Genomic DNA, 555 nt, shown 5'->3' with positions numbered 1-555 from the left:
GGAAGGCCATGAGGATGATCTGGCAGGCGGCTTCGTGGTAGCCCTCCTGCTGGATGAGGACCTCGCCGTGCTCGCGCCAGAACACGACGAACTCCTGCAGCAGGCGCGGCAGGTCGAACCGGCCGTCCGGCTGCACGAAGCTGCGCGGATTCGCCATCACGTACTGCTCCGACGGGGCTCCCAGCACCCGCAGGATGACCTCCCGGTAGATGGGGTTCGCCACCTCCAGCGGAGGATCCTCCTTGATCAGGCCCAGATCGCGGACGTAGGACAGATCGTCGGAGAAGGTGAAGTCGATGTCGGGCAGGACCCCTGCCACCACGGGCTCCATCACCCGCTTGACCCGTGGTTCGTGCAGCCGGGCCACCAGGGCGTCCAGGTGGGTGGCACGTTGGCGGATCAGCCGCTCCTTGGCCTCGTCCACCTGTCCGGCGGTGATGGCGCCAGTCGTACCCATCTGGAGAATGATGTCGAAGGCGAGGGCGTTGACCAGCCATGGCTGGCCCTGCGTCAGCTCGAAGACCCGGTCGGCCGCGTCCTTGGTGAATTCCTGTG

Annotated in this window: 1 protein-coding gene; it reads right to left on the bottom strand. The window is 66.3% G+C overall.

What is annotated here, in order from left to right; all coding sequences use genetic code 11:
* Positions 1-555, bottom strand: a 555-nt coding sequence (locus E1267_RS45245; protein WP_220449974.1) for a hypothetical protein, incomplete at both ends; no start/stop codon positions are given.

Origin of the sequence: Nonomuraea longispora (assembly GCF_004348345.1) — a bacterium.
Lineage (GTDB): Bacteria > Actinomycetota > Actinomycetes > Streptosporangiales > Streptosporangiaceae > Nonomuraea > Nonomuraea longispora.
The sequence above is the reverse complement of the archived record's forward strand: the minus strand, read 5'-3'. Positions and strand labels throughout refer to the sequence as shown.